22 protein-coding genes are annotated in these 25,842 nt (G+C 70.6%); 15 read left to right on the plus strand and 7 right to left on the minus strand.

The features are described from left to right. A partial coding sequence (locus ABD213_RS13000; protein ID WP_344329462.1) for an ISL3 family transposase occupies positions 1-796 on the plus strand: 796 nt, incomplete at its 5' end. Positions 797-1,032: 236 nt separating this feature from the next. Here the strand turns inward: ABD213_RS13000 and ABD213_RS13005 are convergent. Then, the gene (locus ABD213_RS13005; protein ID WP_344329464.1) at positions 1,033-1,578 is read right to left on the minus strand and encodes a hypothetical protein; all 546 of its coding nucleotides are present in this window, start codon (positions 1,576-1,578) and stop codon (positions 1,033-1,035) included. 415 nt (positions 1,579-1,993) lie between these two features. Between ABD213_RS13005 and ABD213_RS13010 the strand changes: the two genes are divergently transcribed. Beyond that, positions 1,994-3,166 carry an HNH endonuclease signature motif containing protein gene (locus ABD213_RS13010; protein ID WP_344329465.1) on the plus strand — a complete coding sequence of 391 codons (1,173 nt, stop codon included), beginning with the start codon at positions 1,994-1,996 and terminating at the stop codon, positions 3,164-3,166. On the opposite strand, the gene ABD213_RS13015 is transcribed toward ABD213_RS13010, so the two are convergent. Next, positions 3,145-4,035 (minus strand): siderophore-interacting protein, encoded by an 891-nt coding sequence (locus tag ABD213_RS13015; RefSeq protein ID WP_344329467.1) that lies wholly within the window; start codon positions 4,033-4,035, stop codon positions 3,145-3,147. The genes ABD213_RS13010 and ABD213_RS13015 overlap by 22 nt on opposite strands. A gap of 102 nt (positions 4,036-4,137) precedes the next feature. On the opposite strand from ABD213_RS13015, the gene ABD213_RS13020 reads away from it, so the two are divergent. Genes ABD213_RS13020 through ABD213_RS13030 form a run of 3 tightly spaced genes read left to right on the plus strand, consistent with a single transcriptional unit; the run spans position 4,138 to position 6,609 of the window. Then, positions 4,138-4,395 carry a hypothetical protein gene (locus ABD213_RS13020; protein ID WP_344329469.1) on the plus strand — a complete coding sequence of 86 codons (258 nt, stop codon included), beginning with the start codon at positions 4,138-4,140 and terminating at the stop codon, positions 4,393-4,395. Positions 4,396-4,423: 28 nt separating this feature from the next. Continuing rightward, the gene (locus ABD213_RS13025) at positions 4,424-5,575 is read left to right on the plus strand and encodes a lipid II:glycine glycyltransferase FemX (protein ID WP_425546066.1); all 1,152 of its coding nucleotides are present in this window, start codon (positions 4,424-4,426) and stop codon (positions 5,573-5,575) included. Further along, positions 5,572-6,609 carry an alanine racemase gene (locus tag ABD213_RS13030; protein ID WP_344329470.1) on the plus strand — a complete coding sequence of 346 codons (1,038 nt, stop codon included), beginning with the start codon at positions 5,572-5,574 and terminating at the stop codon, positions 6,607-6,609. The genes ABD213_RS13025 and ABD213_RS13030 overlap by 4 nt, the downstream gene beginning before the upstream one ends. 3 nt (positions 6,610-6,612) lie before the next feature. Here the strand turns inward: ABD213_RS13030 and ABD213_RS13035 are convergent, their stop codons facing one another. After that, positions 6,613-8,808 (minus strand): transglycosylase domain-containing protein, encoded by a 2,196-nt coding sequence (locus ABD213_RS13035; RefSeq protein WP_344329472.1) that lies wholly within the window; start codon positions 8,806-8,808, stop codon positions 6,613-6,615. 200 nt (positions 8,809-9,008) lie between these two features. Here ABD213_RS13035 and ABD213_RS13040 point away from each other — a divergent pair, with 200 nt between their 5' ends. From ABD213_RS13040 to ABD213_RS13050, 3 genes are all read left to right on the plus strand, one after another. Continuing rightward, on the plus strand, positions 9,009-9,578 hold the full coding sequence (locus ABD213_RS13040) for a PadR family transcriptional regulator (RefSeq protein WP_344329473.1): 570 nt from the start codon (positions 9,009-9,011) through the stop codon (positions 9,576-9,578). A 26-nt stretch (positions 9,579-9,604) separates the two neighbouring features. After that, on the plus strand, positions 9,605-10,702 hold the full coding sequence (locus ABD213_RS13045) for an inositol-3-phosphate synthase (RefSeq protein ID WP_344329475.1): 1,098 nt from the start codon (positions 9,605-9,607) through the stop codon (positions 10,700-10,702). A gap of 76 nt (positions 10,703-10,778) precedes the next feature. Next, positions 10,779-12,392, plus strand: a complete 1,614-nt coding sequence (locus ABD213_RS13050) for a bifunctional phosphatase PAP2/diacylglycerol kinase family protein (protein ID WP_344329477.1) — start codon at positions 10,779-10,781, stop codon at positions 12,390-12,392. 4 nt (positions 12,393-12,396) lie between these two features. Here ABD213_RS13050 and ABD213_RS13055 read toward each other — a convergent pair whose 3' ends face one another. The 4 genes from ABD213_RS13055 to ABD213_RS13070 are packed head-to-tail and all read right to left on the minus strand — an operon-like array spanning position 12,397 to position 17,067. Beyond that, a complete protein-coding gene (locus ABD213_RS13055; protein WP_344329478.1) occupies positions 12,397-13,404 on the minus strand; it encodes an adenosine deaminase in 1,008 nt (335 codons plus the stop codon). Then, positions 13,401-13,793 (minus strand): hypothetical protein, encoded by a 393-nt coding sequence (locus ABD213_RS13060; protein ID WP_344329480.1) that lies wholly within the window; start codon positions 13,791-13,793, stop codon positions 13,401-13,403. Before ABD213_RS13060 ends, ABD213_RS13055 begins: the two co-directional genes overlap by 4 nt. Before the next feature lie 29 nt (positions 13,794-13,822). After that, positions 13,823-16,357, minus strand: coding sequence for a glycoside hydrolase family 65 protein (locus ABD213_RS13065; protein WP_344329482.1), 2,535 nt, complete (start codon positions 16,355-16,357; stop codon positions 13,823-13,825). Next, complete coding sequence (locus ABD213_RS13070; RefSeq protein WP_344329483.1) at positions 16,357-17,067, minus strand: HAD family hydrolase; 711 nt, start codon at positions 17,065-17,067, stop codon at positions 16,357-16,359. Before ABD213_RS13070 ends, ABD213_RS13065 begins: the two co-directional genes overlap by 1 nt. A gap of 76 nt (positions 17,068-17,143) precedes the next feature. Here ABD213_RS13070 and ABD213_RS13075 point away from each other — a divergent pair, with 76 nt between their 5' ends. The 7 genes from ABD213_RS13075 (at position 17,144) to trpD (ending at position 25,821) form a co-directional block, all read left to right on the plus strand. Next, entirely contained in the window at positions 17,144-18,358 is a 1,215-nt protein-coding gene (locus ABD213_RS13075) for an arginine deiminase (protein WP_344329485.1), read from the plus strand. Between the two features lie 184 nt (positions 18,359-18,542). Further along, a complete protein-coding gene (locus ABD213_RS13080; protein ID WP_344329486.1) occupies positions 18,543-21,464 on the plus strand; it encodes an aminotransferase class V-fold PLP-dependent enzyme in 2,922 nt (973 codons plus the stop codon). Further along, positions 21,461-22,777, plus strand: coding sequence for a cytochrome P450 (locus ABD213_RS13085; RefSeq protein WP_344329492.1), 1,317 nt, complete (start codon positions 21,461-21,463; stop codon positions 22,775-22,777). Before ABD213_RS13080 ends, ABD213_RS13085 begins: the two co-directional genes overlap by 4 nt. Beyond that, complete coding sequence (locus ABD213_RS13090) at positions 22,774-23,562, plus strand: hypothetical protein (RefSeq protein ID WP_344329494.1); 789 nt, start codon at positions 22,774-22,776, stop codon at positions 23,560-23,562. Before ABD213_RS13085 ends, ABD213_RS13090 begins: the two co-directional genes overlap by 4 nt. Further along, complete coding sequence (locus ABD213_RS13095) at positions 23,463-24,233, plus strand: anthranilate synthase component I family protein (RefSeq protein ID WP_344329577.1); 771 nt, start codon at positions 23,463-23,465, stop codon at positions 24,231-24,233. Before ABD213_RS13090 ends, ABD213_RS13095 begins: the two co-directional genes overlap by 100 nt. After that, positions 24,230-24,799 carry an anthranilate synthase component II gene (locus ABD213_RS13100; RefSeq protein WP_344329496.1) on the plus strand — a complete coding sequence of 190 codons (570 nt, stop codon included), beginning with the start codon at positions 24,230-24,232 and terminating at the stop codon, positions 24,797-24,799. The genes ABD213_RS13095 and ABD213_RS13100 overlap by 4 nt, the downstream gene beginning before the upstream one ends. Continuing rightward, on the plus strand, positions 24,796-25,821 hold the full coding sequence (trpD, locus tag ABD213_RS13105) for an anthranilate phosphoribosyltransferase (RefSeq protein ID WP_344329497.1): 1,026 nt from the start codon (positions 24,796-24,798) through the stop codon (positions 25,819-25,821). The genes ABD213_RS13100 and trpD overlap by 4 nt, the downstream gene beginning before the upstream one ends. Positions 25,822-25,842 lie beyond the last annotated feature (21 nt).

Genomic DNA, 25,842 nt, shown 5'->3' on the forward strand with positions numbered 1-25,842 from the left:
GCGCCACGCCCGGCGCGGCGACAAGTACGTCACCGTGATCATCGACCTGACCGGCATCCGCAACGGCGTCGGCCCAGCACGGCTGCTGGACATGGTCGAGGGCCGTTCCAAGCAGGCCTTCCAAACTTGGCTCGCCGACCGCCCGAAGGCGTGGCGCGACGCCGTGGAGGTGGTCGCGATGGACGGGTTCACCGGCTTCAAGACCGCCACCACCGAGGAACTCCCTGACGCGGTCGCGGTGATGGACCCCTTCCACGTCGTCCGGCTGGCCGGCGACGCGCTGGACCGGTGCCGCCGGCGAGTGCAGCAAGCCATCCACGGCCACCGCGGCCGCAAGGACGACCCTCTCTACCGTGCCCGGCGGACGCTGCACACCGGCGCCGATCTGCTCACCGACAAGCAGCACGACCGCCTGGACGCACTGTTCACCGTCGATGAGCACGCCGAGGTCGAAGTGACCTGGTGGATCTACCAGCGGATGATCGCCGCCTACCGTCAACCCGACCGCACCCAGGGCCGCGAGCTGATGACCAAGCTGATCGAGTCGATCAGCCACGGCGTACCCGCAGCGCTGAGTGAAGTCGTGACACTGGGCCGGACACTGAAGAAGCGCGCAGACGACGTGCTCGCCTACTTCGACAGGCCGGGCACGTCCAACGGTCCGACCGAGGCCATCAACGGCAGGCTCGAGCACCTACGCGGCTCCGCACTCGGGTTCCGCAACCTCACGAACTACATCGCGAGATGCTTGCTCGAGTCCGGCGGGTTCAGGCCTCGACTACACCCTGGATTGTGAAGAGCCCCCAAACTGTAGATCTAGTAAAGCGACCCGACTCACCAAACATGCGCTCTCCTGGAGCCTCTGGTCGCTTTCAGAAGCGACATCCAGGAGATTTCTATCACCGCTATTGGAGGAATCGCAGCCGTTTGCTACAAATCTATGAAGCTTGGAGTGGGCTAGCCTCAGACACATCTCGACGTCTTTTCTTGAACTGCACTTGAGCCTCGCCTCACCCGAGCGTGCAGCGCTACCTATGCCTTCTTGATCTTGCCATCGAGGCCTTCGTACAGGTCGAAGTTTCTTTCACCGATGAGCGATACGAGTGTCTCGAAGGCCTGGTCGAGGGGAACCTCGGTGTCGAGGTTGATCGCTTCGAAAGCTCGCAGCGTGGGCGCGGTGTCGTTGAGGTCGGCGAGCAGGACATAGAACTTCTCATACTGCTCGTCGCGGCCGGCGGGATCCTGCCTACCGGTGAAGAGTCGCAGTCGAGGTCCGGCATTGAGGAAGGTGGATTTGCGCCGATCGGTGCCGTCGCTCGCTGCTCCGGCGTCGAAGATCAGCAGCGCCGCCAACACTGCGTAGGGGAAGCGGCGGTGCAAGGTGACGGCTTCGTTGAGAAGGTCCGCTCGACGGTTCGTTAGGTTCTTCTGGAAGTTTCGGGTCTTCTTGTCCTTAAACAGGATGGTCTTGACGCTGACGGCGAGGATCAGTCCTGATTCCTCGGTGGCCCAGGTGACGTCAACCTTCTTGGCACCGATACCTCCGGCGAGACGTCGCTCCGCCCCACTGCCGCTCATTTCCCCTGGGCCGGTCGGTCGCGCCTCTGTCATCCCTCGATCTCGGAGTTCAGCGGCGACGGTTTGTGAGACAGCGAGCGCCCGGCACGGGCCCTGGGTCAACCGCGGCGCTTGGGCGGCCTGTTGTCACCGGTGGGCCCAGAGCGCCGCTAAGACATCATCTCCAGGCAGCGAGAGTCAGGAGTGACTGGATCTGTCCGCTCCTGGTGGGCGGCACGCTCCGGGGAGGTGAGGGAAGCGGGCTCGAGAGCACCCTGTTCTCGAGGCCGAGGACGTGACGCACGGACCCGCACGGTTCAGCGGCTCGGCACGACGCCGTCACCAATGTCGTGATGCAGAACCGTCACCGATCTCCCGGGACAACATCTGTGGATTCGCGCTGGTGACTGTCAGTGGTCGCACGTATGTTTGATTCATGGACATCGGGGAGAGCACGAGCGAGGAGGCCATGGCCTCCGCGACCCGTGCTGTGGCGCGGGCCGAGGCGGCTCAGTTCTCGGCGATGCTCGCGTTCCGCGACGCCGAGGAGGCTCGCATCAGTCGGTTGGACTCGACTATGCGGCAGATGGTGGAGCGCTCGGCGATCCCGATGTCAATCGGACAGGCCATGGGTCTGTCGGAGAACCAGGTCTGGTCGAGGCTCGCGACGGCCGATCGGATGGTCGCGCACGCACCCTCCTGTTGGGCTGCGTTCTGCGACGGTGTCATCGATGCCGCCCGGGTTCGGGAGATCTCCACCGGTCTGGATCGCCTGGAACGGGAGTCCTCGTGGGCGCTGCTCGACGAGAAAGCCCTCGCCTACGCCACCACCCACACCACCAGTGAGCTGCGGGCCTGGATCAAGCGGTTCGTCACCCGCGTCGAGCCCGCCGAGGCGCTCGATCGGGCCGAGAAGGCCCGCGGGCAGCGGCACGTGTCCCTGCATCACCTCGAGGACGGCATGTCCTGGCTCTCGGCCTACCTGCCGTCGCACCAGGCAGCGGCGGTGATGAAGCGCCTCGACCGCGCCGCACGCATCCCCGTCGACGACGAGGACGACCGCACGTTGCCGCAGCGGACCGCCGACCTGTTCGTCTCCTGGCTCACCCACGGCGAGACCACGGCCGAGCCGACCATCGGCTGCGACGTCGCCGTCACGATCGAGGCCGACGTCCTCACCGGACTCATCGACGGCCACGCTGAGTCCTCCGACTGCGGATGGGCCGTCCCGGTCTCGTGGATCCTCGAGGACCTCGACCCCGACGACACCTTCTGGCACCGCATCATCACCGAACCGGTGAGCGACAACATCCTCGCTCACGACTACGTCGGCAGATTCGCCCCCGAGACCCTCGCCAAGGCCATCCGCTTCAGAGACGGCGTCTGCCGAGCACCCGGATGCCGGGTACCAGCAGAGAGATGCGACCTCGACCACCGAGAACCCTGGCCCACCGGCCCCACCAACGGGGACAACATGTGGGCACTGTGCAGGAGACACCACTCCATGAAGGGCCACGACGTCCTGCGATGGATCCTGCCCACCGGACGAGAGGTTCCCGCCGACACCGTCCGCCGACCGACTCTGGCTCAGAGGCCGGCCTTCTCGTAGATGTCGTCGATCGCGTCGAGGTAGGCGCCCTCGTCCGCCGCCAGCTCGGCGGCGACGCGACGGGCCTCGGCCAAGACCTCGTCCTGCACCTCCTCGAACCGCGCCTCCCACCGCTCCTTGTCGATCTGCCAGTAGCCGCACGTATAGAAGTCGGCCTGCGGCCAGCCGAGCTCGCGACGCAGGTGACGGCGCACCGCACGGCTCGCCCGCGCCTCGCCCGCCAGCCACACGTACCGCGACCCCTCGGCCGGCAGCTCCGCCTCGGTGACGGCCCGCTCGAGCGCGCCGCACACGTCGGTGTCCCGCTCCACGACGACCCACTCGACGTCGACGTCCGCCGCGCTCGGCAGGGCGATGCGGTCGCGCTCGTCGGTGAGGACCACCACGGCACGCACCCGCTGGCCGGCGTCCAGACCACGCAGGATGCGCGCGAGGGCCGGCAGCCCGGTCAGGTCGCACACCAGGAGCTGCCAGGCGACACCGGACGCAGGGCGGTACAGGCCGTGCGGCTCCACGAACCCGACCTGCGAACCGGGCGTCACGGTGCGCGCCCAGTCCGAGCCCACGCCGCAATCGTGCAGGGCGATGTCGATGTCGACGTGCGCCACGCCGTCGACCCAACGGTGGTCGGAGAACGTGTACACCCTGGGCTCCGGAGGCTCGACCCCGTCCGGCCAGGTGATGTTCCAGTCCTCATCGATGTGCGGGAGGACCACCTGCGACGGGTCGCTGGGGATCATCAGCCGGACGTACTCGTCCGGGATCCCGGTGCTCGCGAGGTCACCGACGTCCAGCGTCAGGCGCACCAGGTGCGGGGTGATCGCGCTGCGGGAGATCACCGTCCCGATGCGGGTGCGGACCGCGCCCATCGCTCACTCCCAGGCTCGAAGACTTTAGGCAAGCCTAACCGATGCAGCAGGCGGTCCTCGCCCGCGTGCGAGACTGACACGACGCCGACCCCAGGAGAAGCCGTGCCTGTCCTCTCGTCCCGCTCGATGCTCGCGCTCGGCACCGGAGTCGTGGCGCTCGCGGTCGCCGCGCAGCTCGCCTTGCAGTTCCTGTACACCGGAGGCTTCACCGCCTCACCGCTCGCGATGCGGGCTCTGGCCGCTGTCCAGGTGTTGCTGAGTGCCGTTCTCTACGTCGGCGCCGGCCTGATCACGGGCTCGTTCGTGGTGGTTGCGCTGACCACTCGATCGCCGGAGACGGACCGCCCGCCCAGGGGGTGAGCACCGCGGACGTTGGTAGCCTCGCGAGGTGACGTCCGCACAGCTCAAGGTCCGCACCATCTCCCCCGCCGAGCACCTGGCGCACGTCGAGCAGGTGTCGTCGGTGAGCTTCCTGCAGACGCCCGCATGGGCGACGGTCAAGGCCGAGTGGCGCGGTGAGTCCGTCGGCTGGTTCGCCACCGACGGCGGCACCGAGAGCCTCGTCGGATCGGCCCTCGTGCTCTACCGACAGGTGCCCAGGGTCAAGCGGTACCTCGCCTACCTGCCCGAGGGGCCCTCCATCGACTGGACCGACCCCGACCTCGAGCGCTGGCTGGCCCCCCTCGCGGACCACCTGAAGCGTCAGAAGGCGTTCGGCATCCGCATCGGACCGGCCGCCATCACCCGCCGCTGGCACGCCTCGACGGTCAAGAAGGCCATCGCCGACGACGCGCTCGGCTCCCTGCGCGAGACTCCGGCCGACGTGGTCGTCCCTGAGCACGAGCACGTCGCCCCCACCCTGCAGCGGCTCGGCTGGAAGCAGCTCACGAGCGACGGCGGGTTCGCCGCCGGCCAGCCGCAGTACAACTTCCACGTGCCCCTCGTCGACGCCGACGGCACCGCCAAGAGCGAGGGCGACGTCCTCAAGGGCATGAACCAGCTGTGGCGACGCAACATCAAGAAGGCCACGAAGGCTGGTGTCGAGACCAGCCGCGGCACCCGCGACGACCTGGCCGACTTCCACCGCGTCTACGTCGAGACCGCCGAGCGCGACCACTTCACGCCCCGCCCACTGTCGTACTTCCAGACCATGTGGGACGCGCTCACCGCCGAGCATCCCGACCGCATGAGCCTGCACCTGGCGCACCACGAGGGCGACCTCGTCGCCGCCACGACGCTCGTCCAGGTCGGCACCCACGCCTGGTACTCCTACGGCGCCTCCACCACCGCCAAGCGCGACGTCCGCGGCTCCAACGCCGTCCAGTGGCAGATGATGCGCGACGCGCTCGCCGCGGGCGCCACCGTCTACGACATGCGCGGCATCACCGACACGCTCGACCCCGACGACCCGCACGTCGGCCTCATCCAGTTCAAGGCCGGCACCGGTGGGGACGCCGTGGAGTACCTGGGCGAGTGGGACCTGCCGCTCAACCGGCCGCTCCACGCCGCGTTCACGGCCTACATGAGGAGACGAGGATGACGTTCGAGCTCGTCGTCGACGCGCCGCGCTGGCGCGCCCACCTCGCGCAGGTCGCGCAGACCACGCCGGGACTCGTGCCCGTGGTCAAGGGCAACGGCTACGGCCTCGGCCGCGACGTGCTCGCCTCCGAGGCCACCACGCTCGGCTGCGACACGATCGCGGTCGGCACGTACGACGAGGTGCCCTCCGCGCTGGCCGACTTCGCCGGTGATGTCATGGTGCTGAGCCCCTGGCGACCCTTCCTGCCCGGCACCGACGTCGACGACTCCCGCGTGATCCACACGCTCGGCCGGGTCGAGGACGTCGCGGCCCTCGCCGCCCTGCGCCCCGACGCCCGCATCGTGCTCGAGGGCGAGACCTCGATGTCCCGCCACGGCCTCGACCGCCACCAGCTCGCGGCCGCCGTCGCCGCGCTCGGCGGACTGCGCCTCGAGGGCTTCGCCATCCACCTGCCGATGGCCGGCGCCAACCTCGCCGAGGCCGAGAGCTGGGCCGCGGCGCTGGAGACGTCCCAGGTCGAGACGGACCGACTGTTCGTCTCCCACCTGGTCCCGCACGAGCTCGCGACGCTGCGCGAGCGCCGCCCCCAGCTGCAGATCCGGCCGCGCATCGGGACGTCGCTGTGGCTCGGCGACCTCGGGGCCCTCGACGTCCGGGCCACCGTGCTCGACGTGCACCACCTGAGCCGCGGCGAACGCGTCGGCTACCGCCAGCGCCCCGTCCCGCGCGACGGCTACCTGCTGATCATCGCCGGAGGCACCAGCCACGGCATCGGCTTGGAGGCGCCGCGCGCCGCAGCAGGGGTGCTCGCGCGTGGCAAGACCGTCGCCAAGGGTGGCCTCGAGGCCGCCGGGCTCTCGCTCAGCCCGTTCACCGTCGCCGGGCGTCAACGGTGGTTCATCGAACCTCCGCACATGCAGGCCTCGATGGTGCTGCTGCCCGCCTCCGTGCCGCCGCCTGCCGTGGGCGAGCAGGTGAAGGCCGCCGTGCGCTTCACCACGGCGGCCTTCGACCGGGTCGTGCTCGAGGGCTGAGGTTCAGCCGTTCCCACCGAACGGTGGCCTGGGGCTCTCACCGGGTTCCGGCGTCGGATCCGGCACCTCCTCGCTCGGTTCGGGCTCCGGCTCGGGCTCCGGCTCCTCGGTCGGCTCGGGCTCCGGCTCCTGCGTCGGCTCCGGGGCGACGTCGACGCACGTGGTCCGGTCGCCGCTGAGGCGCTGTCCCGCACCGCACCGGGGCACGGGCACGAAGTCGGTGCCGCGGTCGGACTGGATGTTGCCCGGCGTCGGGAAGGTGCCGCAGTCGGCCGGGTCGACCGCCTGGTTCATGAACGCCTGGAACGTCTGCGCCGGGAAGGACCCGCCGAAGAACGGCTGGAGGTAGCCGTCCAACGGCTCGTTGCCGCGACCACGGTTGTACATGACGGCCGTGGCGAGCTTCGGCGTCGCGCCGACGAACCACGAGGACGAGACACGCTGCGCGTCGTCCGGTCCAGCGGTCGCGGTGCCGGTCTTGCCGAGCGTCGGGCAGATGGTCGCACCGCTGCGACCCGTGCCTCGCTGGACGACGCTCTCGAGCGAGGAGACGACGTCGCCCGCCACGTCCTCGGACATGGTGCGCTCGGTGCTCCGCTCGGGCATCTGCTGCTCGTTGCCGCGGCTGTCGCTGACGCCCTCGATCATGTACCACTCGGCGCGCTCGCCACCGGCGGCGTACGTCGCGTAGGCGTTGGCCATGTCCACGGCCGGCACGGGCGCGAAGCCGAGGGAGTAGACGGCGGCTCCCTCGTCGATGCCGTCGAGGACGTTCTCGGGGATGCCGGCCTCTGCCGCAGCCTCCCGGATCTTGGAGGTGCCGGCGGTGATGTCGGCGTTCTGGCCACCGGCCATCTGCTGGGTGATGTCGATGAAGGCGGTGTTGACCGACTGTTCCGTCGCGGTGCGCAGCGAGATCCGACCGAACGAGCGGCCGCCACTGTCGCCCTGGTTGGCGACGACGCCGCCGCCGACCTGGACCGGTGAGTTGCCGTTGAGCTGGGTCTCGAGGCTGAAGCCGTCCTCCAGGGCCGCCTGCACGGCGAACGTCTTGAAGGTCGACCCGGGCTGGACCCCGAGGATCGCCCAGTTGAGCTGGCTCTCCAGGTAGTCCGGTCCCCCGTACATCGCCTTGACGCGCCCGGTGCCCGGCTCGACCGAGACGAGCGCGGTGTGCAGCTCGTCCAGACCCTGCGGCCGGACCTGGTTCACCGCGTCGACGGCGGCGCGCTGCAGGGGTCGGTCGATGGTGGTGGTGATGCGCAGGCCACCACCAAGGATCTGCGACTCGGTGAACTGCATCTGCTGCATCTGCTGCTGCACGAGGGCGAGCAGGTGGCCGTTCGGGCCGCCGAAGCGCTCCTCGCTGCGCTTGTCCTCGACCTCGGGGAGCCGCTCGGAGAACTCGGCGGCCTCCTCCGCGGTGATCTGACCGGTCGACTCCAGGCCGTTGATCACGTACCGGTACCGCGGCATGATCCGGTCCTCGGCACCCTCGGCGTACGGGTCGTAGAAGGACGGGCTGTTCAAGATGGTGGCCAGCAGGGCGGACTGGTCGTACGTCAGCTCCGACGCCGGCTGGCGGAAGTACGTCTGGGAGGCGACCTCGACGCCGTAGGCGCCGTTGCCGAAGTAGATGGTGTTGAGGTAGCCCTCGAGGATCTCGTCCTTGCTGAGCTGGTTGTGGATCTTGATCGAGAGGATCGCCTCGCGGATCTTGCGGCTCCACGTCTGGTCCTGGGTCAGGTAGAGCACCTTGACGTACTGCTGGGTGATCGTGGAGGCACCGCTGGTGATCTCGCCGCTGCGGGTGTTGTCGCGCAACGCCCGGACGATGCCCCGCACGTCGATGCCGCGGTTCTCGTAGAAGGAACGGTCCTCGGCGGCGATGACGGCGTCCTGGATCGTCTCCGGCATCTCGTCGAGCTCGAGGATCTCGCGGTCCTGCATCGCGAACTCGCCCAGGAGGGACTCCCCGTCGCTGTAGAACACCTTGGTGGTCTCGGTCTCGAAGTCCGCGTTGGCGTTCGGGATCTCGATGATCGAGTACAGGACGAAGAAGGCCAGCGCACCGCCGAGGAATCCGGTGGCGGCCATGGCGAGCAGCCAGCGCAGCGACTTGGCCCAGACCGGTCCGTTGCCACCGATGCGGTTGATCAGGCCACGGCGACGCGAGGTCGCACGGCGAGAGGTCGTCAAGAGCGGGTCCTTCGGTTCGGCCGAGAACGATGGTCTCGGGCACTGGTTCCGGGTCGCGCTGCAGCGTCGGCGCGCGAAGGCCGACGACCAGTGTGACCGAACATCCTGAGAGCACAGTAATGCGTACCGTCAACGGTGAGCGGACTCACATGACAAAAGGGCTCGCTTGTCAGTACCGAGGCGATGTATCGTCCCGATACATGACCCGACGCGGAGCGACCCTCGAGCTGGCCGTCCTCGGCCTGCTCATGGACGCTCCCATGCACGGCTACGAGCTGCGCAAGGAGCTCATCGGGGTGCTCGGCTGGGGTCGCGTCCTGTCCTACGGGACGCTCTACCCCTGCCTGAAGGCCCTCGTGCGCGCCGGGCTCATCGTCGCCGACGACGACCCCGACCTCGAGGTGCGCGGGCGGCGCAACCGCATCGTCTACCGCCTGACGCCCGAGGGCAAGGAGCACTTCGCCACGGCAATGGCGGACGCCGGACCCGCCACCTGGGACGATGAGGGCTTCGGCGTCCGGTTCGCGTTCTTCGCGCGCACCGACGCCTCCACGCGGGTCCGCATCCTCGAGGGCCGCCGGGCGCGTCTCGAGGAACGCCTCGCCAGCGTCAAGGAGGCGACGCGCCGCAGCCGCGAGCGGGCCGACTCCTACACCCGTGAGCTGCACCGACACGGGCTGGAGTCCGTCGAGCGCGAGCTGCGCTGGCTGACCGAGCTCATCGACCGCGAACGCTCCGCCCGCGGCACGACCGATCATCCCACCGACTGACCACCACACCCACCGAAGGAGAACCCATGGGTTCCAGTCCCATCCGCGTCGCCATCGTCGGCGTCGGCAACTGCGCCACGTCGCTCATCCAGGGCGTCGAGTACTACAAGGACGCCGACCCGGGCGGCAGCGTCCCCGGCCTCATGCACGTGCAGTTCGGCGACTACCACGTCCGCGACATCGAGTTCGTCGCCGCGTTCGACGTCGACGCCAAGAAGGTCGGCTTCGACCTCGCCGAGGCCACCCAGGCCAGCGAGAACAACACCATCAAGATCTGCGACGTGCCGCCCACGGGCGTCACGGTCCAGCGCGGTCACACCCTCGACGGTCTCGGCACCTACTACCTGCAGACCATCGACGAGGCCGACGCCGCGCCCGTCGACGTCGTCCAGGTCCTGCGCGACGCGCAGGCCGACGTCCTCGTGTCCTACCTGCCCGTGGGGTCGGAGGAGGCGGACAAGTTCTACGCCCAGTGCGCCATCGACGCCGGCGTCGCGTTCGTCAACGCACTGCCCGTGTTCATCGCCTCCGACCCCGAGTGGGCCAAGAAGTTCGAGGACGCCGGCGTGCCGATCATCGGCGACGACATCAAGAGCCAGGTCGGCGCGACCATCACCCACCGCGTCATGGCCAAGCTGTTCGAGGACCGCGGCGTCACGCTCGACCGGACCTACCAGCTGAACGTCGGCGGCAACATGGACTTCAAGAACATGCTCGAGCGCGAGCGCCTGGAGTCCAAGAAGGTCTCCAAGACGCAGGCCGTCACGTCCAACCTGACCGGCTCCCTGGCCGGCAAGGTGCAGGACAAGAACGTGCACATCGGCCCGAGCGACTACGTCGCCTGGCTCGACGACCGCAAGTGGGCCTACGTGCGCCTCGAGGGTCGCGCGTTCGGCGACGTGCCGCTGAACCTGGAGTACAAGCTGGAGGTCTGGGACTCCCCCAACTCCGCCGGCATCATCATCGACGCGATCCGCGCGGCGAAGATCGCGAAGGACCGCGGCATCGGTGGCGCCCTGCTGAGCGCCTCGTCCTACCTGATGAAGTCCCCTCCGGAGCAGCGTCCCGACGACGTCGGTCGCGAGCGCCTCGAGGCCTTCATCTCCGGTACCGAGGAGCGCTGAGCCGACGGGTCGTCGGCACGGAGCACCACTACCCTGGGCCTGACGCTCACACGACGTTGACCTTGGGAGGACCTCCGTGTCGATCGACCCGCGCCGCGCCGTGCCCGGACGCCCGGGCCTGCTGCTGGCGATCATCGCGGTCCTGGCCGTGGTCTTCGGCCTGCTCGCGACGGCGGTGGCCGTCCGGTGGGCACCGCTGATCGACCTCGACGAGGACGTGGCCCGACGGGCCTACGACGCCATGTCCCAGTCCCCTGCCACGGTGCGCGTCATGGAGGTCGCCGCCGCGGTCTTCAGCAACCTCAGCGTCGCCGTGGTCCTCGGGGGGATCGCCGCCTACGCCTTCTGGCGCAAGGAGTGGCGCCTCGGGCTCTGGGTCCTGCTGAGCTCGGCCGTCGCGCTGCTCGGCAACGTCCTGCTCAAGCTGCTGTTCTCGCGCGAGCGACCGCGCTGGGACGAGCCCCTGCACGAGATCGGCGGCTACTCCTTCCCCAGCGGTCACGCCGTCGGGGCCGGCATGTTCTTCACCGTCCTGGTCCTGATCACGATCATCGTCACCGCCCGCGGGTGGCGGCGCTGGCTGCTGCTCACGCTGTGGGTCGGGCTCGGCGTCTTCGTCGCCCTCAGCCGGGTGCTCCTGGGCGTGCACTACCTCTCCGACATCACCGGCGGGCTCGCGTTCGGGATCGGCCTGACGGTGGCACTGTGGCTTCTGGTCGCCCTCGACCCCGCCCGCCTGCCGTCGGAGCTCGCCGTGCTCACCGGGACCGGTCACCGTCGAGCAGCCGTCGTGCTCAACCCGGCCAAGGTCGGCCCCGTCGAGGACTTCAAGGCCAAGGTCCGTGCCGCCGCCGAACGCGCCGACTGGAACGAGCCCCTGTGGTTCGAGACGACCATCGAGGACCCCGGCTACGGACAGGCCACGGCGGCGCTCGAGGCCGGCGTCGACCTCATCATCGCCGCCGGTGGGGACGGCACCGTCCGCGCCGTGTGCGAGGAGGCGGCCCGCACCGGCGTGGCCGTCGGCATCGTCCCGCACGGCACCGGCAACCTGCTGGCGCGCAACCTCGGCATCCCGCTCAACAGTCGCGACGCGCTCGAGGCGGCCTTCGGCGGCCAGGACAAGGCGATCGACCTGTCCCGGTTCACGACCGACTCCGGGGTCGAGACGAGCTTCCTGGTGATGGCCGGCCTGGGCATGGACGCGATGATCATGACCGGCGTCAACGACGACCTGAAGAAGCGCGTCGGCTGGGCGGCCTACTTCGTCTCCGGCCTCAAGGCGCTGCGCTTCCCCGGCGCCAAGGTGACCATCACCGTCGACGACCAGGAGCCGCGCACGTTCCGCGCCCGCACGGTGGTCATCGGCAACGTCGGGTTCCTGCAGGCGGGTCTGCCGCTGCTGCCGGACGCCCGCATCGACGACGGTCAGCTCGACGTCGTCGTCATCGCGCCGCGTCGCTTCCTCGGCTGGATCCCGATCGTGTGGCGGGTCATCACCCGTCGCAAGCGCACCAACGACCGGCTCGACCGCTTCACCGGCCGACGGGTGCACATCAGCGCGTCCGCACCGACCCCCATGCAGCTCGACGGCGACCCGGTCGGCGAGGGCACCGAGATCACCGCGGAGGTGCGCCCCGGCGTGCTCCTCGTGCGCGTGCCGGTGGTGCCGGTGGTGGACCCGGTCTGATCGTTCAGCCGACGCCGTCCAGCTCGCGGTGCAGGCCGGCGCGGACGTCGGCGGGCGCGAAGGACGCGTCGACGGCCGCCCGGGCGAGGTCGACGACACCGGACTCGTCGAGGCCGAGCAGCTCGGCCGCGACGAGGTACTCGTCGGTGAGGGTCGTGCCGAACATCGGCGGGTCGTCGGAGTTGATGCTCACCGGCACGCCGGCAGCCACGATCGCGGGCAGCGGGTGCTCGGCCAGCGACGGGACCGACCGGGTGCGGACGTTCGACGTCGGGCAGATCTCGAGGGCGATGCCCTCGGCCGCGAGGTGCGCGAGCAGCTCGGGGTCCTGGGCCGACGCGATCCCGTGGCCGATGCGCTCGGCGCCGAGGAGGCGCACCGCGTCCCAGACCGTCTGCGGTCCGGTGGACTCCCCCGCGTGCGGGACGCTGCGCAACCCGGCGGCCCGGGCGGCGTCGAAGTGCGGCTGGAACTGCGCGCGCGGCACGCCCTGCTCCGGGCCACCGAGCCCGAAGCTCACGAGCGCGTCGGGCCGCAGCCGCAACGCCGTGTCGAGCGTGACGTCGGCGGCCGGGACGCCCGACTCCCCCGGGATGTCGAAGCACCAGCGCAGGACCACGCCGTGGTCGCGCTCGACCGCGCGCCGCGCGTCCTCGACGGCCTCGCAGTAGGCCTCGGCGGCGATCCCGCGGGTGATCGACGTGTACGGCGTGAGGGTGAGCTCGGCGTACCGGACGTTCTGTGCCGCGAGGTCACGACCGACCTCGTGCGTGAGGGTCCACAGGTCCTCGGGCGTGCGCAGGAGGTCGACGACCGAGAGGTAGACCTCGATGAAGTGCGCGAAGTCCGAGAAGGTGAAGTACTCGGCCAACCGGTCCGGGTCGCTCGGCACCGGCGAGTCGGGGTGGCGCGACGCGAGCTCGGCCACCGCGTCGACGGAGGCGGAACCGACGTGGTGGACGTGCAGCTCGGCCTTCGGGAGGGCGGCGACGAACGACCGGTCGACGCTCACGGCTGGACGTCGACCTCGCGCTGACGCTCCGCGACGCTCGGACGGTCGGAGAACTCGATCTCCATGGTGATGACGTGCTCGCCGCAGAGGTGCATCTCGACGCGTCGGGCGTCCGGCGTGAGGCTGCCGGCCGTGCCCTCCTCGAGCCACTGCGTGTCGCCGTCGTCGGAGATCAGGCCCACCTCGGCGTCGCCGCGCTGCCCGCGGAAGACCACGGGGCCGGGTCCGCTGTCGCGCACCACCAGCGACGTACGGCTGACGCGCCGGTCGTCGACGGCGACGCTCGGGGACTCCTCACCCCCGGGCCGCCCGAAGATCCAGCGTTGACCGGCGAGGACCATGTCCTCGCCGAAGGTCCCGTCCGAGAGCTCGTACCTGACGATCAGCACGGCGCCATCCTAGAAGTCGGTCCCAGGGCTCAGGCACCCGGCACGATGGCCGAGATGACGGTACCGTCGGCGCGCCGGGTTCCCACCGGCGACGGCGGCTGTCCCTCCAGGCGCGGGCCCTGTCCCTTCAACGGGACGACGGCGCCGTCGCCGGGCGAGACGACGACCTCCGTGCCGCGCACGTCGAACGCCAGGGTCCCGTCGCCGTCCTCCACCACCAGCTCGAGCTCCTCCTGGCGGACCGTGACGCGGACGCGGGTGCCGCGCAGGGTCAGGCGGTACTCCAGCGACTCCCAGGCGTCGGGCAGGCGGGGGTCGATGCACCACTGGCCGGCGCCCAGGTCGCGGAAGCCCCCGAAGCCCGAGGCGAGGGTGCTCCACACGCCGCCGGTCGACGCGACGTGGACGCCGTCGGAGGCGTTCCCGTGGCGGTCGGCGAGGTCGACGAACAGCGCCGACAGGAAGTAGCGGTAGGCGAGGTCGTGGTAGCCGACCTCGGCGGCGATGATCGACTGCACGACCGCCGACAGCGTCGAGTCGCCCGTCGTGATGGGGTCGTAGTACTCGAAGTTCGCGCGCTTCTGCGCCGGCGTGAAGTCCTCGCCCCGCAGGAACAGGGCCAGCACGACGTCGGCCTGCTTGAGCACCTGGAAGCGGTAGATCACCAGCGGGTGGTAGTGCAGCAGCAGCGGACGCTTGTCCAGCGGGGTGCGGTCGAGGTCCCACATCTCCCGCTCGAGGAAGTGCGAGTCCTGCGGGTGGATGCCGAGGTGCTCGTCGTAGGGGATCGCCATCTGCCGCGCGGCCCGCGCCCACTCGTCGACCTCGTGGTCGGCCAGGCGCAGCCGCCGCACCATCTCGGCGTGGGCGTCGGGCGCCTCGTGCTGCAGGGTGCGCACCGCCTCGACCGCCCGGCGCAGGTTGAAGCGCGCCATGACGTTGGTGAACATGTTGTCGTTGACGACGGTCGTGTACTCGTCGGGACCGGTGACGCCGTGGATGTGGAAGGTGCCGTCCTCCTCGGTGCGCCAGAAGCCGAGGTCGGCCCACAGTCGTGCCGTCTCGACGAGGATGTCGATGCCCTCGCGGTTCAGGAAGTCGACGTCGCCGGTGGCGCCGACGTACTGGCTCAACGCGTACGAGACGTCGGCGTCGATGTGGTACTGCGCGGTGCCGGCGGCGTAGTAGGCCGACGCCTCCTCGCCGTTGATCGTGCGCCACGGGAACAACGCACCGGTCTGGGCGAGCTGCTTCGCGCGGCGTCGGGCGGCGTCCAGCAGCGAGTAGCGAAAGCGCATCGCGTTGCGGGCCATCCACGGCGCCGTGTACGTCAGGAACGGCATGACGTAGGCCTCGGTGTCCCAGAAGTAGTGACCCCCGTAGCCGGAACCGGACACGCCCTTGGCGGGGACACCCTGCCCCTCGGCGCGTGCTGCCGCCTGCGCGAGGGAGAACAGGTTCCAGCGCACCGCCTGCTGCACCTCCGGCTGGCCCGGGACCACGACGTCCGAGCGCTGCCAGAAGTCGTCGAGCCACGCCCGCTGCTCGGCCTGCAGCTCCGCGACCCCCAGCCCGCAGGAGCGGTCGAGCGTGCGACGACAGCGGTCGAGGAGCTCGCGCGACGGGACGCCGCGCGACGTGTGGTAGGCCACGAGCTTGGTCAGCCGGATCGGCACGCCGGGCTCCGCGGCCACCCGGTAGGTCGTCTTGGCGAGGTCGTCGCCGACGACCACCCGGCTGCTGTGCTCGTTCTCGGTCTCCAGGACGTGGTCGGCCATGACCGCGAGCGTCATGCCGCTCTCGGCGCAGCGGAAGCCCAGGCCCATGCGCTCGGTCCCCGGCTCCCCGAGCTGCTCCTGCGGCACGAGGACGCGGCGCTCGAACTGCTCGGCCTTGCGCGGGTCGGCGCCCTCACCCATCGCCATGGCACGGACGTGGTACTCGTCCTCACCGTCCTGGCGGTTGAGGATCTGCGAGGAGATCGCGACGGGGGCGGCGTCGTCGAGCAGCGTGACCTCGAACGTCATGACGGCCAGGTGCTTCTGCGTGAGGCTGACCATGCGGGTCGACTCGATGCGCACCCGCTTGCCCGACGGCGTGCGCCACAGGAGCCGGCGGCGCAGCACGCCGTCGCGCAGGTCGAGGCTGCGCTCGTAGTCGAGCAGGTCGGCCACGGTGAGCAGCAGGGGCTCGTCGTCGACGTACAGGCGGATGATCTTGGCGTCGGGGACGTTGACGATGGTCTGCCCGACCCGCGCGAACCCGTACGCCTCCTCGGCGTGCTGGATGGGCCACGTCTCGTGGAAGCCGTTGACGAACGTGCCGTGGGTGTGGGCGTCGCGGCCCTCCTCGACGTTGCCGCGCATGCCGAGGTAGCCGTTGCCGACCGCGAACAGCGTCTCGGTGACGCCGAGGTCGGACGGGTCGTGGTGCTGCTCGACGAGGGACCACTCGTCGACCGGGAACCGCCACCGGTCGAGGAAGTCGTGCACCTGCGGCGGCTCGTGGGAGGGTCCGAGCCCGCTGGTGTCCACGCCCTCGGGCGGCATGTCCAGGGGCGGCATCAGAGCAGCTCGTCCAGGTCGTCGACGACGACGTCGGCACCGTTGTCGGTGAGTCGCTGCGCACCGACGCCACGATCGACGCCGATGACGAGCCCGAAGCGGCCGGCTCGGCCCGCGGCGACGCCGCTGACGGCGTCCTCGACGACGACCGCCCGTGCCGCCTCCGTCTCGAGCTGCTGCGCGGCGAACAGGAAGGTGTCCGGTGCCGGCTTGCCGGCGAGCTGACGGTCGGCGGCGACGTTGCCGTCGACGATGATCCCGAAGTGCTCGATCATGCCGGCGGCGCGCAGCACCGCGGGTGCGTTGCGCGAGCTGGAGACGATCGCCATCGGGGTGCCGGCGGCCTCGAGCCGCTCGACCAGCCGGACCGACCCGGGGTACGCCTCGACGCCATCACGCTCCAGGATCTGCTCGAAGACGACGTTCTTGCGATTGCCGAGCCCTCCGACGGTCTCGGCGTCGGGGTCGTCGTCCGGGCCGCCCTCGGGCAGCTCGATGTCGCGCGAGGCGAGGAAGTCACGCACGCCCTCGTAGCGCGGCTTGCCGTCGACGTGCTCGAAGTAGTCGTCGTCGGTGTACGGCTGCTGACCTCCGCGCTGCTGGAGGAAGGCGTTGAACATCTGGTCCCAGGCGCGCATGTGCACCTCGGCGGTGGGAGTGATCACCCCGTCGAGGTCGAAGAGCACGGCGTCGTAGTCGCTCCACTTCACCCCTCGAGAGTACGGGGATCACGTGTCGTGCGTGTGAACCGGGAGCCCGCCGGCCGCGCTGCCCTACGGTGTCCCCATGACGACGGGTGCATCGAGCGAGGTCGGGCGGTTGCGGACGGTCATGCTGCACCGCCCCGGCGCGGAGCTGGCGAGGCTCACGCCCCGCAACAACGACTCGCTGCTGTTCGACGGCGTCCCGTGGGTCGGGCGCGCCCAGGAGGAGCACGACGCGTTCGCCCAGGCGCTGCGTGACCACGACGTCGAGGTGCTGTACCTGCTCGACCTGCTGACCGAGACGCTCGAGCAGGAGGTGGCCCGTGCGCAGATCGTCGAGAGCACCACCACGGCGCTGCACCTCGGGGACTCGCTGCGCGCGCACCTCGTCGACCTCATGGGCGACCTCGCTCCCGCGGAGCTGGCGGCCGTCGTGACGGCAGGGCTGCGCAACGACGAGGTGTCGCACCGCAGCATCGTGACGAGCCTGCTGCAGCCCGAGGACTTCCTCGTCGACCCGCTGCCGAACCTGCTGTTCACGCGCGACTCGTCGGTGTGGCTGCCCGACCGCGTCGCCGTCACGAGCCTCGCGATGCCCGCGCGCCTGCGCGAGACGCAGCTGACCGGGCTCATCTACGAGCACCACCCGCGCTTCGCGTCGGTCCCTCGGGTCCACGGCCCGCACCTGGAGCACCTCGAGGGCGGCGACGTGCTACTGCTCGCGCCGGGCGTCATCGCGGTGGGCGTCGGCGAGCGCACCACCCCGGCGGGCTTCGAGCGGTTCGCGGCGCAGGTGCTGCAGCCCGGCGGGGGTGCGGGGCCGTGGGCCGCAGAAGGCACACCGCTGGCCCACACGGTTCTCGCCGTCCCGATCGCGCAGGAGCGCGCGACGATGCACCTGGACACGATCGTGACGATGGTCGACGTCGACACGGTGGTGATCTACCCGAACGTCGCCGACCACCTGCGGGCCGTACCGGTCACGGCAGTGGACGGCGAGCTCGTCGTCGGGGCGGCGCGGTCGTTCTTCGAGGCGGCGGCCGAGGCGATGGGCATCGAGGAGCTGCGGCGCATCGACACCGGCCTGGACCCGGTGACGGCCGAGCGCGAGCAGTGGGACGACGGCAACAACACCCTGGCCGTCGGACCGCGGCTTGCGGTGGCCTACGAGCGCAACGAGCAGACCAACGCCCGTCTCGTCGAGCACGGGATCGAGGTCATCGCCATCAGCGGCTCCGAGCTCGGCTCGGGCCGCGGCGGCCCCCGGTGCATGTCCTGCCCGATCCTGCGCGACTGATCACCCTCCGGTCATCAACCCCGTCGCCCCGTCCGGTCACCGGTGCCACGCGACGGGCTCCGGCGCGCCGGCGCGTGCCCTTGGGCGTCTCCCGACGTCCTGACGGGGTTCGTCTGCGGGGGCTGGGACGCCCTAAGAGTCAGGGAAGAGTGCCGCGAGAGGCCGCGTTCCTAATGTCGTCGACGTGAGCCGCGGAGACCGCGAGCAGACCGAGACGGACGGAGCGACGCTGATGCCGAACACCCCGGGACTGCGAGCGACCGTGGTCGGAGCCGGGCCTGTCGCCTGCCTGACGGCGATCGGCCTGCGCGGCCAGGAATTCGAGGTCGACCTCTACGAACGCGGTCCGGACCCCCGTGGCGCGACGGGTTTGAGAGGACACTCCTTCAACCTCACCCTCACAAAGCGCGGGCTCGACTCCCTCGACCCCGCCGTCGTGGAGGCGCTATATGCGCACGGCGTGCCTCTACCCCAGCGAGTGATCCACGGCCAGGACGGGTCCATCTCCTACCAGCAGTACAGCCTCGATCCCAGCCACCACCTGCTGTCGATCCCCCGTGCGCTGCTCCACCGCATCCTCATCGACGAGGCCGAGCGTGCCGGCGCCCGCATCCACTTCCAGCACGACTGCATCGCGGTCGACCCCATCGAGGCCACCGCGTCCTTCGTCGCCGACGAGGGCGTCGTGGGCTCCGCCGCCGACCTGCTGGTGGGCTGCGACGGCGCCAACAGCACTGTGCGGCACGAGATCTCGCGTCACGGGTCACGCATGACGATGCGCCAGGAGTACGTGCAGGACGGGTTCGTCGAGATTGTCGTCCCGGCTGCCGCCGACGGCGGTCACGCCCTCATGCAGGCCCTGCACGACCCGGCCGAGCCGGCGAGCCGCAAGCACGGACTGCACGTGTGGCCGCGGGGCGAGTCCGTGCTGATCGCCCAGCCGAACGTCGACGGCACCTACACCGCGGGCCTCTGGATGCCGCTCACCGCCGACGGCGACACCCCGGACTGGCGGACGCTGAGGGGCCGGGCCGCGGTCGAGGCCATGTTCACCGAGCACTTCGCCGACCTGGTCCCAATGGCCCCCGACTACGCCGACGACGTGCTCCGTTTCCCGCCCGCACCTCTGAAGACGATCCGCTGCGATCCGTACCACCACGGCCGGACGGTCCTCATGGGCGACTCGGCCCACACCCTGGTGCCGTTCTTCGGGCAGGGCATCAACTGCAGCTTCGAGGACGTCCGCACGTTCCTGACGCTGCTGGCCGCGAAGCGGTGCGACGCCGACGGACCGGGTGCGATCGCCGCGGCGCTGCCGGAGTACACGCGCCTGCGCAAGCCCGCGGGCCACGCCATCTCCGACATGTCCCTGGCGATGGCGCGCGAGCTGAAGCAGCAAGCGGGCGACCCGAACTTCCACCACCGGTCGAACCTGGAGAAGTCGCTGCAGGCCGCGCACCCCGACCTCTACGTGCCGCTATACCACGCCGTCGCCTTCACCGAGACGCCGTACCACGAGGTCGTCGCGCGGCACCGCCGCCAGCGGGCGGTGCTCGACGAGCTCTGCCGGCGGTACGACCCGTACGCCGATAAGGACCAGATCATCGCCGAGTGCGCCACGCTGCTCGCCCTCCCTCGCGTCGACGACGCCTGCGACCGCGCCGATGGCTCCGGTGAGGAGGCCCCCGGTGCCGACATCGGCTCGCTCGACATGGATCCCGCAGACCAGCGCAGGCTGCTGGACGCCGTGTCCGACCGGCTGACCGGGCTGCAGGAGGAGCTCGCGGCACGCAACGTGCCGGCGTCGTACCCGCCGCAGCCCGTCGTGGCGGCGAGCCCGCTGCCTCGGCACGGCACGGAGCTCGAGCCGCTGCTGGACGAGCTGTTCGACTCCGCGATGCCCCAGGGGATGATGCACGCGCATCCCGGGTTCCTCGCCCACGTGCCGTCCGGCGGGCTGTTCCAGGCCGCGGTCGGCGAGTTCGTCGCCCGGGCCTCGAACCGGTTCGCGGGAGCCTGGGCAGCCGCGCCCGGCCTCGCACGCATCGAGACCGACGTCATCGATTGGTTCTGCTCGATCATGGGATACGGACCGGGCTCGTTCGGCTACCTGACGACGGGCGGCTCGATCGCGAACTTCATGGCCGTGCGGTGCGCCCTCGAGCGGATTCCCGAGCACGCTCGGCATCGCGCCCGGATCTACGTCTCCGACCAGGGCCACTTCTCGGTCGCGAAGGCCGCCCGCCTGGCCGGGCTCCCCGCCGACCGCGTCGTGGCGGTGCGCACCGGCCTGGACTACCGGATGGACGTCGACGCGCTGCGCGAGGCGATCGCCGCCGACCTCCGCGACGGGGTCCCGCCCGGCTGCATCGTCGCCACGGGCGGCACCACCAACACCGGCGCCGTCGACGACGTCGAGGCACTGGCCGTGGTGGCCGAGGAGACCGGCACCTGGCTGCATGTCGACGCCTGCTTCGGCGGCTTCTTCCGCCTCACCTCGCGCGGTCGCCGCCTGCTCGCGGGCAGCGGCCGAGCCGACTCGATCGCGGTCGACGGCCACAAGTCGCTGTTCCTGCCCCACGGGAGCTCCGCGCTCCTCGTGCGGGAGAAGGCCACGCTGCGGGAGGCGTTCGCCATCCCCGGCGCCGCCTACATACCGGAGCTGTCCACCGACGAGACCACGGCCGACTTCATGAACTACGGCCCCGAGGTCACGCGCGAGTTCCGGGGCCTCACCGCCTGGCTGCCGATGCGCCTGCACGGAGCGGGGGCCTTCGAGCGTGCCCTGGACCAAAAGCTGGACCTCGCCGACCGGCTCGCGAAACGGCTCGCGGACCTTCCCGGGATCGACGTCGTCCAGCGGGGCGCCCCGCACCTGCCCACCGTGGCCTTCAGGGTCGACGGTCCGCCCGCGGGCACGATCGCCCTGTGCGAACGGGTGTGCGAGCGCGGCAACGTCTACGTCGCGACCTCGGTGCTGCCGCACGAGGGCACCGTGATCCGGGCCTGTCTGACCCATCACCTGACCGACGAGATGGTTGTCGATCAGCTCATCGAAGACCTGCAGGGAGCCCGCTCCCGGCAGAAGAGGGAGGTCGCACCATGACCGTCACGACGCTGCGCGGACTGCCACCCGGACCTGACCGTCCGGTGGATGAGCAGCTCGCCGAGTTCGAGGCGGACCCGTTCGGGTGCGTCGAGAGGATGGCGGGCACATACGGGGAGCTGTTCACGCTCCGGCTCGGGGGGCTCGGCAACGAGGATCTCGTCGACGTCGAGCACAACGGCGCGTGGGTCTTCCTCACGCGCGCCGACCAGCTGCGTGCGATGTACGCCCGCGACGCGGGGACGTCGGGCGCGCTGGCGAACCAGTTGTTCTTCGGCACGGACGAGGAGTCGGTGGGCTACATCGACGGTGAACTGCACAGGCGCCGGCGTTCGCAGCTGCACCCGGCCTTCAGCGGTTCGCGCGACTACGCCGTGCTCGTGGCCGACGCCGTCGACGCCCACGTCCGGCGATGGCCCCGCGGCACCGAGCTCGACCTCTTCGCGGCGCTCCAGGCGATGACGAGCGACATCATCGTCGAGATCGTGTGCGGCGCGATGCCGGCCGCGGCGCGCGCCCGGATCGCCGAGATGCTCCCACGGATGGAGAACGCCCACTACGGCCGCGACGAGGTCCTCGCCGCCGACCACGAGATCCGCGACTACCTCGACGAGGCGCTCGACGGCCACCTGCAGCGATGCGACGAGGCGGGGCTCGACGACGTGAGCGCCGCGCTGCAGCGGCACGCCGCCGAGGGCGACGAGGCGTTGACCCCCACGGTCGTTCGTGACGAGGTCTTCAGCCTGCTGTTCACCGGGTTCTCCACGACCGCGAACACCCTGTCGTGGGCGGTGCTCGAGGTGCTCGACGATCCACGGGTCCGAGCGCGGCTCGACGACGAGATCGGCGACCGGTTCGCGACCCGACCCGTCGCTCGGGAGGCCATGACGGGGCTCGAGTACACGGACGCCGTGCTGTCGGAGGCCCTGCGCCTGCATCCCGTCTCGGCGCTCAACGGCGTCCGGATGCTCGTGGAGCCGATGGAGCTGGACGGACGCCAGCTGCCCCCGGGCACGATCCTCGTCCACTGCGCCCACCTCATCCAGCGCGATCCCCGCAACTACGACGACCCGACGCGATTCCTGCCCGAGCGCTTCCTCGACGCGACACCCGACCCGTACGTGTTCGGCGCGTTCGGCGGCGGCGCCCGCATGTGTGTCGGCCGCGGGTACGCACTCGCGCAGATGCGGCTCGTGCTGGCGATGGTGCTGTCGGCTGTCGACGTGCGTCCCACCGGACCCGTGCCTCCCGCCCGTCAGCAGGGCATCTTCATGGCGCCGGAGCGCACCGTCTGCGTGGTGGCCGACCGATGAGCGCACCGCACCCGCTCCTCGCCGAGGCCGGCGCCCTGCCCGGACGACACCAGGTCGCCGAGCTCGCCGAGCACTTCACATGGATCCCGGTGTTCCGCGAGCTGCTCGTGGAGAGCCTCACCCCGACCGTGGCGTTCGACCTGCTCTGCGGTCCCGACGACACCGGCTTCCTGCTGGAGAGCGTCCCCGTCGGCGACGACGTCGGCCGCTACTCCTACCTCGGCCACCGTCCCGTCGCGGTGGCGCTGCCCGAGGGTGATCCGCTGCCCACGCTGAAGGAGCTCACCGAGCGTTCCGTCGCCCCCGTCACGGGTCTGCCGCCGTTCCATTGCGGCGCGGTCGGCTACCTGGGGTACGAGGCGGCGCGTCACTTCGAGCGGCTCCCACGGGCAGAGCGCGGCGGACCGGACCTGCCGGAGTCGACGTTCCTGCTCGCGGACGACCTCGTGGTCTTCGACCACGCGACGCGATCCGTGGTCCTGGTCACGCTGCATCGTCCGGAGGCCGAGCCGTACGAGGCGGCGCTCGAGCGCTGCAGGTCCTGCAGGACGGGCTGGCGGACGCGCCCGCGACGCCGACTTTCTCCCCCGCTGGCTCGCACCGGCGCGTCGAGCCCGACGCACGGTGGACGTCCACCACGACGCGGGCCGAGTTCGAGCACCGCGTGCTCCGCGCCCGTGAGCACATCGCTGCGGGGGACGCGTTCCAGATCGTGCTCTCGCAACGGTTCAGCAAGCCACTGCACGCGAGTCCGTCGGACCTCTACTGGCACCTGCGCGCCGTGAATCCCTCGCCGTACCTCTACCACCTGAGCCTTGGTGGAGGACGCCACGTGATCGGCGCCTCCCCCGAGCTGCTCGTCCGCGCCGAGGGACGCACGGTGCGCACCCGGCCGCTCGCCGGCACCCGTCCCCGCAGCACCGACCACGTCGGCGACCTCGCACTGGAGCAGGACCTGCTCAAGGACGGAAAGGAGCGGGCCGAGCATGTGATGCTCGTCGACCTCGGTCGCAACGACCTCAGCCGCGTGTGCGTTCCGGGGACGGTCCGGGTGGAGCGGCTCATGGACATCGAGCGGTTCTCGCACGTCATGCATCTGTCGTCCACCGTGGCCGGCGAGCTCGACGAGACCTCCACCGCGTTCGACGCGCTGCGCTCGGCGTTCCCCGCCGGCACGCTGAGCGGCGCCCCCAAGATCCGTGCGATGGAGATCATCGCCGACCTCGAGCCCGACCAGCGAGGCGTCTATGGTGGCGCGCTCGGCTGCGTGGGTCCCGACGGCCTCCTCGACTTTGCCATCGGGCTGCGGACGCTCGTGGTCGCCGACGGCCAGGTCCACGTGCAGGCCGGCGCCGGGGTCGTCGCCGACTCCCACCCCACGGCGGAGTACCTCGAGACGCTGCACAAGGCCAACGCGCTCTTCACGGCCGTCGCGAACGCGGAGGCTGGATCGTGAGCACGCGGGTGGCCGTCATCGACAACTACGACTCGTTCACCTACAACGTCGTCCACTACCTGCGCGAGCTCGGATCCGTCGTCACCGTGCGCCGCAACGACGAGACCACAGTCGACGAGCTTGCCGAGCACGACCGGCTCGTGGTCTGCCCGGGTCCCGGGACCCCCGCCGACGCGGGCGTCTCAACCGAGGCGATCCGTGCGCTCTCGGGACGCGTGCCCGTCCTCGGCGTCTGCCTCGGGCACCAGAGCATCGCCAGCATCTTCGGCGGCGACGTCGTGCGGGGCACCCCGATGCACGGCAAGACGTCGGGCGTCGTCCACGACGGCGTCGGTGTCCTGCGAGGCCTGCCCAGCCCGTTCGAGGCGACCCGCTACCACTCGCTCGTCGTCGACCCCGCCACCCTGCCCGCCGAGCTGGAGGTCACCGGGTGGTCCGAGGACGGCGTGGTCATGGCGCTGCAACACCGCGAGCACCCCACGTACGGGGTCCAGTTCCACCCTGAGTCCGTGCTGACCGAGGTCGGCAGACGACTCGTGGCCAACTTCCTGGAGGTACGCCCATGATCGAACACCTACGCACCCTGGCTGCCGGCCGGAGGCTCGACGAGGACGGCGCCGCGGCCGCGATGGGGACGATCCTCTCCGGCACCGCCGACCCCGTGCGCGTCGCGGGGTTCGCCCTCGCCCTCGCCGCGCGAGGCGAGACGGTCGATGAGCTGGTGGGGCTGGTCCGGGCCGTCCGCGCCGCGGCCGTCCCCCTCGCCGTGGGCGGCGACGTGCTCGACACGTGCGGCACCGGCGGCGACGGATCCGGCACGTTCAACATCTCCACGGCGGCGGCGATCGTGACCGCGGCGTGCGGCGTACCGGTCGCCAAGCACGGCAACCGGGCCGCGTCGTCGACGTGCGGCAGCGCCGACGTCCTCGAGGAGATGGGCGTGTGCATCGACCTCGACCCGGCCGCCGCTGCTGCCTGCCTGCAGGAGTCGGGCATCACCTTCCTCTTCGCTCCGCTGTACCACCCCGGTCTCGCAAACGTGGCCCCCGTGCGACGCGCCCTCGGCGTACGCACCGCGTTCAACCTGCTGGGTCCCCTCGTGAACCCCGCCGGCGCCGCCTACCAGGTGCTCGGCGTGGCGGAGGCCCGTCTTGTGGAGCCGCTCGCCGAGACCCTGGCGCGGCTGGGCACGCGCCGCGCGACGGTCTTCCACTCCGCCGACGGGATGGACGAGCTCAGCACGAGCGCTCCCGCGCGCGTCGTCGAGGTGGTGCACGGCGAGACTCGGCCGTCGAGCTTCGACCCCGCGGAGGTAGGGCTCGACCCCGCCCCGAGCGGTGCGCTGCTCGGAGGTTCGCGCAGCGAGAACGCGCGCATGGTGCGCGACGTGCTCGACGGCGTGCCCGGCCCCGCCGCGGACGTCGTCGTGCTCAACGCCGCGGCGGGCCTGCGAGTGTCCGGCCGTGTCAACACCTGGGCCGACGGACTGGCCGCGGCACGCGAGACGCTCACCACCGGGCGGGCGCGAGCCCTGCTCGACCGCTGGGTGGCGGTCTCGTCCCAGGACCGTGTCGGGGGGCTGGCATGAGGACCTGGCCGGACCTCGACG

The organism is Aeromicrobium halocynthiae (genome assembly GCF_039531385.1).
Taxonomy (GTDB): domain Bacteria; phylum Actinomycetota; class Actinomycetes; order Propionibacteriales; family Nocardioidaceae; genus Aeromicrobium; species Aeromicrobium halocynthiae.

Bases quoted from the DNA above. Each gene is read 5' to 3' on its own strand.
- trpD (WP_344329497.1), top strand. From the start codon at position 24,796: ATGATCGAACACCTACGCACCCTGGCTGCCGGCCGGAGGCTCGACGAG.
- ABD213_RS13075 (WP_344329485.1), top strand. From the start codon at position 17,144: ATGACGACGGGTGCATCGAGCGAGGTCGGGCGGTTGCGGACGGTCATG.
- ABD213_RS13090 (WP_344329494.1), top strand. From the start codon at position 22,774: ATGAGCGCACCGCACCCGCTCCTCGCCGAGGCCGGCGCCCTGCCCGGA.
- ABD213_RS13005 (WP_344329464.1), bottom strand. From the start codon at position 1,578: ATGAGCGGCAGTGGGGCGGAGCGACGTCTCGCCGGAGGTATCGGTGCC.
- ABD213_RS13085 (WP_344329492.1), top strand. From the start codon at position 21,461: ATGACCGTCACGACGCTGCGCGGACTGCCACCCGGACCTGACCGTCCG.
- ABD213_RS13065 (WP_344329482.1), bottom strand. From the start codon at position 16,357: ATGCCGCCCCTGGACATGCCGCCCGAGGGCGTGGACACCAGCGGGCTC.
- ABD213_RS13015 (WP_344329467.1), bottom strand. From the start codon at position 4,035: ATGGGCGCGGTCCGCACCCGCATCGGGACGGTGATCTCCCGCAGCGCG.
- ABD213_RS13010 (WP_344329465.1), top strand. From the start codon at position 1,994: ATGGACATCGGGGAGAGCACGAGCGAGGAGGCCATGGCCTCCGCGACC.
- ABD213_RS13030 (WP_344329470.1), top strand. From the start codon at position 5,572: ATGACGTTCGAGCTCGTCGTCGACGCGCCGCGCTGGCGCGCCCACCTC.
- ABD213_RS13045 (WP_344329475.1), top strand. From the start codon at position 9,605: ATGGGTTCCAGTCCCATCCGCGTCGCCATCGTCGGCGTCGGCAACTGC.
- ABD213_RS13040 (WP_344329473.1), top strand. From the start codon at position 9,009: ATGACCCGACGCGGAGCGACCCTCGAGCTGGCCGTCCTCGGCCTGCTC.